The sequence below is a fragment of the Vibrio sp. genome, from assembly GCF_038138445.1.
GTDB lineage: Bacteria > Pseudomonadota > Gammaproteobacteria > Enterobacterales > Vibrionaceae > Vibrio.
In genome coordinates, this window is the sequence record NZ_JAYQDQ010000133.1 from 1 (window position 1) to 7206 (window position 7206).

Annotated in this window: 7 protein-coding genes and 1 riboswitch; of the genes, 4 read left to right on the forward strand and 3 right to left on the reverse strand. The window is 41.5% G+C overall.

The window, feature by feature from the left end; translation table 11 throughout:
- Positions 1 to 132 precede the first annotated feature (132 nt).
- Positions 133 to 1509 carry an ATP-dependent RNA helicase DbpA gene (gene dbpA / locus AAFM34_RS19730; protein ID WP_341665790.1) on the reverse strand — a complete coding sequence of 459 codons (1377 nt, stop codon included), beginning with the start codon at positions 1507 to 1509 and terminating at the stop codon, positions 133 to 135.
- A gap of 109 nt (positions 1510 to 1618) precedes the next feature.
- On the reverse strand, positions 1619 to 2272 hold the full coding sequence (gene folE / locus AAFM34_RS19735) for a GTP cyclohydrolase I FolE (RefSeq protein WP_152431986.1): 654 nt from the start codon (positions 2270 to 2272) through the stop codon (positions 1619 to 1621).
- Between the two features lie 252 nt (positions 2273 to 2524).
- Here folE and moeA point away from each other — a divergent pair, with 252 nt between their 5' ends.
- From moeA to AAFM34_RS19755, 4 genes are all read left to right on the forward strand, one after another.
- Positions 2525 to 3760: a molybdopterin molybdotransferase MoeA gene (moeA, locus tag AAFM34_RS19740; RefSeq protein WP_341665801.1), complete on the forward strand. Its 1236-nt coding sequence runs from the start codon at positions 2525 to 2527 to the stop codon at positions 3758 to 3760.
- An 8-nt stretch (positions 3761 to 3768) separates the two neighbouring features.
- Positions 3769 to 4527 carry a molybdopterin-synthase adenylyltransferase MoeB gene (moeB, locus tag AAFM34_RS19745; protein ID WP_341665793.1) on the forward strand — a complete coding sequence of 253 codons (759 nt, stop codon included), beginning with the start codon at positions 3769 to 3771 and terminating at the stop codon, positions 4525 to 4527.
- A gap of 43 nt (positions 4528 to 4570) precedes the next feature.
- Positions 4571 to 5401: a sulfurtransferase gene (locus AAFM34_RS19750; RefSeq protein WP_341665795.1), complete on the forward strand. Its 831-nt coding sequence runs from the start codon at positions 4571 to 4573 to the stop codon at positions 5399 to 5401.
- 71 nt (positions 5402 to 5472) lie between these two features.
- Positions 5473 to 5614, forward strand: a riboswitch (FMN riboswitch).
- A 216-nt stretch (positions 5615 to 5830) separates the two neighbouring features.
- Positions 5831 to 6544: a riboflavin synthase subunit alpha gene (locus AAFM34_RS19755; protein WP_341665797.1), complete on the forward strand. Its 714-nt coding sequence runs from the start codon at positions 5831 to 5833 to the stop codon at positions 6542 to 6544.
- A gap of 58 nt (positions 6545 to 6602) precedes the next feature.
- On the opposite strand, the gene AAFM34_RS19760 is transcribed toward AAFM34_RS19755, so the two are convergent.
- The gene (locus AAFM34_RS19760; RefSeq protein ID WP_341665799.1) at positions 6603 to 6791 is read right to left on the reverse strand and encodes a hypothetical protein; all 189 of its coding nucleotides are present in this window, start codon (positions 6789 to 6791) and stop codon (positions 6603 to 6605) included.
- Positions 6792 to 7206 lie beyond the last annotated feature (415 nt).

Genomic DNA, 7206 nt, shown 5'->3' on the forward strand with positions numbered 1-7206 from the left:
GCTCTTAAAAGATGGCTATGCACTGGCGGATTTATGAGGGGATCCCTCAGGACTAAGTGCTTATTAAAAATCAGCAGATCTTCCCAATATAGTGCCTTTTCTTTATTGTGTGTGGTTTTTATGCTGACAGTATTACTTCATGATGCGAGCTTTAAAGTTCCGACCTTTCACTTTTCCGTTCTGGAGCTGTTTGAGGGCTGGCTTTACAAGATCATGCTCGACCGCAACATATGAAACCATAGGTAAAATTTTAATTTTGCCTATCTTCTTTCCATCCAGCCCTGCTTGCTTAGTAAGGGCACCTAAGATATCACCAGCTCGAACTTTTTGTTTTTTGCCGCCCAAAATCTGAATGGTTTGCATCTTGGGGTAGAAAGGTTTTTCAATAGGCTTCTCAGGTAGATTTACTGGCGAAATTTCAATGTCCATATACTCGTCAATTTGAGCAACACGATACGACTCTTTAGTACTAAAAAAGCTAAACGCCCTACCTTTAGCCCCTGCACGCCCTGTCCTCCCTATTCGATGTACATGAACTTCTGGGTCACGAGACAACTCATAGTTAAATACCGCGTCCAGATTGTCGACATCCAGACCTCGAGCTGCCACATCCGTTGCAACTAAAATTGAGATACTCTTATTGGCGAACATGGTCAGCGCTTGTTCACGGTCACGTTGCTCCATATCACCGTGAAGTTCTGTGACACTAAAGCCCCGATAATTCAGTTCATCGGTGACATTTTGAACTTCTTTTTTGGTATTACAAAACACGACTGAAGACTCAGGTTTATGAGTTAAAAGCAAAGCTTCAAGTGCTTCGTCACGTTCTTTTAGCGTCTCAAGTAGAAAAAATTGCTGCTCAATAGTGCTGAGCTGATGAGTTGACTCAACTTTAACCATCTGTGGTTCTTGCATTACTTTTGATGCTAACGTCTCAATATTGGCGGGAAAAGTAGCACTAAACAATAGAGTCTGTCTTGCTTTAGGAGCTTGTGCAGTAATCGCATCAATGGCCTCTTCAAAGCCCATTTCTAACATTCTATCAGCTTCATCCAGTACTAGAGTGTTAAGCTCATCTAAATTGATACGACCTTTTGATAGATGGTCAAGTATTCGACCAGGAGTCCCTACCAATATATGAGCTCCATGTTCAAGAGAACCAATTTGTGGGCCCATAGGCATCCCGCCACATAAAGTTAATACTTTGATGTTATGAATTCCACGAGCAAGCATGCGAATCTCTTGAGCGACTTGGTCAGCCAATTCACGAGTTGGACACAAAACCAATGACTGTACACGAAAGCGCTTTACCTTCAGATTACTGAGTAACCCCAACGAAAAAGTCGCAGTTTTCCCCGAACCAGTTTTACCCTGCCCTATGACATCTTTCCCATTTAGTACAATGGGTAATGCTTGCTGTTGTATCGGTGTCATTTCAAAATAATTTAAACTTTCTAGTGTCTCAATCAATTCACTTTTTAGATTAAGACTCTTAAATGTGTTGGTCATAGGAAAACCTTCAAGAATGGTCAGGCCCATTGTTGGTACTGACCGTAAAAAGCAAAAAACCGCTTCATACAAGAAGCGGCTCATAAAAATAGTTGGCTTGGCTTAATGCCTAGCGTATTCCGTGCAAAAACTCATGCCTTGTAGCAGGATTACTCTTAAAAATACCACCAAGAGCCGTTGTCGTAGTTTCACTAGTGGCATCCATGACTCCGCGTGATTTAACGCAGTAGTGAGTGGCATCAATAGTCACAGCGACATCATCAGATTCGAGCAAAGTTTGCAGCGCAACCAAGATCTGCTGGGTCATTCGCTCTTGGACCTGAGGACGCTGAGCGAAAAACCTCACTATACGGTTAATCTTCGATAAGCCGATTATCTTTCCTCTGGGTATATAGGCTACGGTAGCCAGTCCGTCTATGGTAACAAGATGGTGTTCACAAGTACTGGTAACCGTGATGCCTTTAACACGTACCATTTCACTCATATCCATTTTGTTCTCAATGACAGTGATTTTGGGAAAGTTTGAATAGTCCAGACCAGAGAAAATTTCATCCACATACATTTTGGCAATCCGATGTGGGGTTTCTTCAAGGCTATCATCTGTGAGATCGAGTTCCAACAGAGTAAGAATTTCACGCATGTGATGCTGAATTTTTTCTTTCTTCTCTTCTCGGTTCATTTGGTTTGGTAACATTGGCGTCTCTAACCCACGGTTTTCTAGCGCCTCTTTTACCAATTTTGCAGATTCACTCAGACCTGACATCCTACTTCCTCTCAAAGTTTGTTTGCCGTTTCAACATCAACCTTTTGTATCTGTTGCTCCCAAAAGTCACTCACTCTGAGTGGCTACGAACCCTATGTACAAGGGTAGGTTTGGGGCAGGTAAGGATACTCGTATTTTTGCACAATTACACCCATATTTTATCAATGGCTATTATTGTGGCTACAATTATCTGTGATACCATAGCCGTTATAGAAATTAGTACGAACATAACAATAATTTAGAGGCGATATGATGGGTTGCTGTGATGCACCTGGCTTAATGCCAATCGATGATGCGATAGCTAAGATGCTAGCATCAATCAAGCCGGTTCAAACAAACTTAAAACTCCCCTTAATCGATGCGATCGGCCACGTTCTTGCCGAGGATATCTATTCTCCTATTTTCGTTCCACCTTTCGCAAACTCTGCAATGGATGGTTTTGCTGTACGTCTCGACGATTTATCCCTAAACAAAGCCTTACCTGTAGCAGGCACATCTTATGCGGGGCAGCCTTTTGATGGTATTTGGCCACCAAAGACCTGCGTGAGAATTATGACAGGAGCCCCTGTTCCTCAAGATTGTGACGCTGTCATTATGCAAGAAAAAGCGCAAGTGACAGATCAAGGTATTATCTTTGAGACGTCGAATACCAAACCACAGAGTAATATCCGACCAAAAGGTGATGATATAAAACAAGGTGATTTGGTTCTGCCAAAAGGCGCTAGGCTGACAACTCGAGATATCCCCATGATTGCTTCCCTGGGGATTAGCCATATCAATGTTTTTCGAAAACCACGCGTCGCTTTTTTCTCTACTGGTGATGAACTAGTCTCATTAGGAGAGCCTCTCCAATCAGGGCAAATATACGATAGTAACCGCTATGGTATAAAACCGCTGATTGAAAACTTTGGTTGTGAAGCCATTGACCTAGGTATTATTCCTGATAGTCCAAGCGAACTAAAATCAACGTTTGACAAGGCCCAAGCTTTGGCTGATGTTGTCGTGACTTCTGGTGGCGTCAGTGTTGGTGAAGCAGATTACACAAAGCAGATATTAGCAGAAGTCGGACATATTGATTTTTGGAAACTGGCTATCAAGCCAGGTAAGCCATTCGCTTTCGGCTCTTTAACAAATGCATGGTTCTGCGGACTTCCTGGAAATCCGGTGTCGGCAGTCGTCACTATGTACGTTTTGGTTCAACCTCTACTAGCAAAATTAGCAGGGCATTCTCAATGGAAAGCACCTGAATCGATACCGGCTGAGTCCCGTTCTACCTTTAGAAAAGTTCCTGGACGCACAGACTACCAAAGAGCCATATATAGTATTGAAAATGGTCAATTCTTTGTTGAAAGTACGGGCAATCAAAGTTCAGGAGCATTTCGTTCTATGAGTCTCGCCAATTGCTTTGCAGTGCTTGAGCAAGATCGTGGGCATATTGAAATAGGTGACACTGTCAACATCCAACTGTTTAATTCTTCACTCTACTAGGAATTAATTTGACCATTCTCTCTGATCAAGAAATGCTGCGCTATAATCGCCAAATTACTCTCAAAAGCTTTGATTTTGAGGGGCAAGAGGCCTTAAAACAAAGCAAAGTCCTTATTATTGGTCTTGGCGGTTTAGGATGTGCCGCTAGCCAGTATTTAGCCGCCGCCGGCATCGGTAGCTTAACGCTTATCGATGACGATGTGGTTGAATTGTCTAACCTTCATCGGCAAGTCTTGCATCAGGACAGCAACCAAGGGCAATACAAAGTGAACTCTGCTACTGAGTCGCTCAAACAACTGAATCCTCACCTAAATATTCACTCCATAGCCAAGCGATTAGATGAACAAGATTTAGAGTCTGAGGTTAGCCAGCATACACTAGTCCTTGATTGTTCTGACAACCTTGATACTCGAAACCAGCTCAACCGAATTTGTTACAAACTCAAAATACCCCTAGTATCAGGCGCAGCGATAAGAATGGAAGGACAGATAAGTGTCTTTACCTATAAGGATGAACGTCAGCCATGTTATCAATGTCTCAGCTCTCTATTTGGAGATACTAATTTGAGCTGCGTGGAGTCAGGCGTTATGTCACCTATCGTCGGTATTATCGGTACAATACAAGCACTAGAGGCGATCAAACTTATCGCGGATTTTGGTCAACCTAAAGAAGGCATGTTGTTACTTATGGATGGCATGACCATGTCATGGCAAGAACTGAGAGTATCCAAACAAAGTAACTGCATTGTATGTAGTGAAATTCTTTAAACGGCCAAAAAAACAAGCTCACCAAGTGTAAATAAGGAAATTTATGTCACCCATTATCACACCAAAACAATTGAACGAACTGCGTAATACTGAAAAGCTGGCTATCCTCGACGCAAGTATTGATTTCCAGGTCCCATCGACCCCTACAAATGACAAAGTAAACATTATCCCAGGTGCCATTCGTTTCGATTACGATAAAGTCTTTTGCGATATTGACTCATCCCTTCCACACATGATGCCCTCTGAAAAGCGCTTCAATACGCTTGCATGCGGCATAGGATTAAATCAAGATTCCATCATTGTTGTATACGACAATAGCGGTACCTTTGCCTCGCCAAGGGCTTGGTGGATGTTTAAAGCAATGGGACATAAAGAGGTGTACATACTCGATGGTGGCCTAACAGAATGGAAAAATTCAGGTCTCGAAACAACGACCTCTTATCAGAAGATTTCGTCAAAAGGCGATTTTAATGGCCAACTAAACCCCAATTATTTTATCGACTCTAATTTTGTATTAAGCCATATAGATGATTCAACTTGCCAAATCGTTGATGCTCGTTCTCAAGAGCGCTTTAACGCAAAAGTTGCTGAGCCGAGAGTGGGCTTACGCTCTGGCCATATCCCTAACTCAATATGTCAGCCATTTCTTGAGTTAATAGATGGGCATAAGCTCAAATCACCCGCTGAGCTAAAGCAAATCTTGTCTACCTCACTTGATCAAGCAAAAGCAAAGTATATATTTAGCTGTGGTTCAGGTGTCACAGCCGCTATTGTTTTAGTTGCTGCTCAGATTGCAGGTTACCGTGACTTATTGGTATACGATGGATCTTGGACAGAATGGGGAGCAAATTCCGATTTGCCAATTGAGACATAGTCTTAAACCAGCCTCTCTTCACAATTAGGGATAAATCTATTATTCTGCCATAGTCCAAATTTGGACTTTACGTATATTCTCAGGGCGGGGTGAAACTCCCCACCGGCGGTAAATCTCATCGAGATGAGCCCGCGAGCGCTCGATGTTTCGAGGTCAGCAGATCTGGTGAGAAACCAGAGCCGACGGTTATAGTCCGGATGAAAGAGAATAAGAGCCAACACTCACTCTAACCTATTAGAGTGCCCAATGCTGCCTCTTGTATCACATCGCCCTGATTCAGGTTAACTATCTAGGAGTCACCATGAATCAGATTCAGTTCATACTTCGAATTGTACATTTCATAGCTTTCAAACTTGTCCTATCAATCAAAGCTCCCAAGGTTCGTCAGAAACTCTATGCCTTCATAAAAATTAAATAGGAGAAGCAGTCATGTTTACTGGAATTATTTCCTCAATCGCCGTTATTCAGAACATAGAGGATCACGATGGGATCCGTACTTTCGACATTGAGTTTGAACAAGGATTTTGTATTGACCTTGATATAGGAGCAAGTATAGCTGTCGATGGTGTGTGTCTGACCGTCACAAAACAGCAGTCCCCTACTAGAGTCTCATTTGATGTTATGCTACCAAGTATACGCATCACAACACTTGGTAATTGCAATGCAGGCACAAAGGTAAATGTTGAACGAGCAGCGAAAGATGGAGCAGAAATTGGAGGCCATCCTCTTTCTGGACATATTGATGACAAAACTAAGGTCGCTGAGATTGAAGCTATAGACGATAATTACCGCCTACGTCTTGAGCTTCCACCATCACTTAAGCCCTATATTTTCCAAAAAGGATACATAGCGATAAATGGTGCTAGCCTTACGGTTTCTGAAGTCGATAAATCAAGCAATTGGTTTGAGGTTTGGCTCATCCCTGAAACTCGCCGCCAAACGACATTTGAAGAAAAAGATATCGGAGATTATGTCAATATTGAAATTGAGCGAGGGACTCAAGTGGTGGTCGATACCATCAGAAATACATTGAATGATGCTCTAGGGCCACTATTGCCTGAATTTGAACACTACTTAAATACCAAAAATACCGGTATTGATTCTCTGACTGGTGAAACCGTCAAACACCTTTCTAAAAAATAATCACCAAATAAAAAAGCGCCAGCATCACTGCTGGCGCTTAGATGCATTAGGTGAACAATTAGCGATACAACCCTATATCTTTTTGCATATGGCCAGACATATCACTTGCATAGTAAGCATGGGGAGTATTGTCTGTAAAAAGAATATCGAGTAAATGTGCAATCAATCCTTTGAATGAAACCGAATAGGTTTTTTTGTCCATAGAGATAGGAGCTTCAATTGTTCCGATGTGCATTGCTTGAGCCATGATTGCCTCTCTATAAATTGGTTAACTCGTTTCGATGACTGAATATTAAGCAATAATTTACTGTTCAAAAAATGACAATTTTTGAATTATGGTATTAGTTTTTCTAATGAAACAATTAGTTAACATCATAAAAAAATAAAATGCACGCAAACTGCAATACTATGGATAGAAACACAATATCAGTGCATAAACTTCATAATATGAAAGCTAGACTCACTAACGTTTACAAGTAGTTTACAAAAACTATTTTTTGTTTAGGTTAGTCATGATAAATCAATACTTAATGTCTATATGAATAATTTGTACCTGACACTTTAAACTATGCATAAGTGTTACATTCTAATGACTAATGGATTAAAAAGTAAGCGCTCCATAAAACCCGCATTCTAATCGCCTAGCGGGAAGAATAAGATCA

Coding starts and splice junctions, on each gene's coding strand:
- dbpA (WP_341665790.1), bottom strand. CDS start 1,509: ATGACCAACACATTTAAGAGTCTTAATCTAAAAAGTGAATTGATTGAG.
- folE (WP_152431986.1), bottom strand. CDS start 2,272: ATGTCAGGTCTGAGTGAATCTGCAAAATTGGTAAAAGAGGCGCTAGAA.
- moeA (WP_341665801.1), top strand. CDS start 2,525: ATGGGTTGCTGTGATGCACCTGGCTTAATGCCAATCGATGATGCGATA.
- AAFM34_RS19750 (WP_341665795.1), top strand. CDS start 4,571: ATGTCACCCATTATCACACCAAAACAATTGAACGAACTGCGTAATACT.
- AAFM34_RS19755 (WP_341665797.1), top strand. CDS start 5,831: ATGTTTACTGGAATTATTTCCTCAATCGCCGTTATTCAGAACATAGAG.
- AAFM34_RS19760 (WP_341665799.1), bottom strand. CDS start 6,791: ATGGCTCAAGCAATGCACATCGGAACAATTGAAGCTCCTATCTCTATG.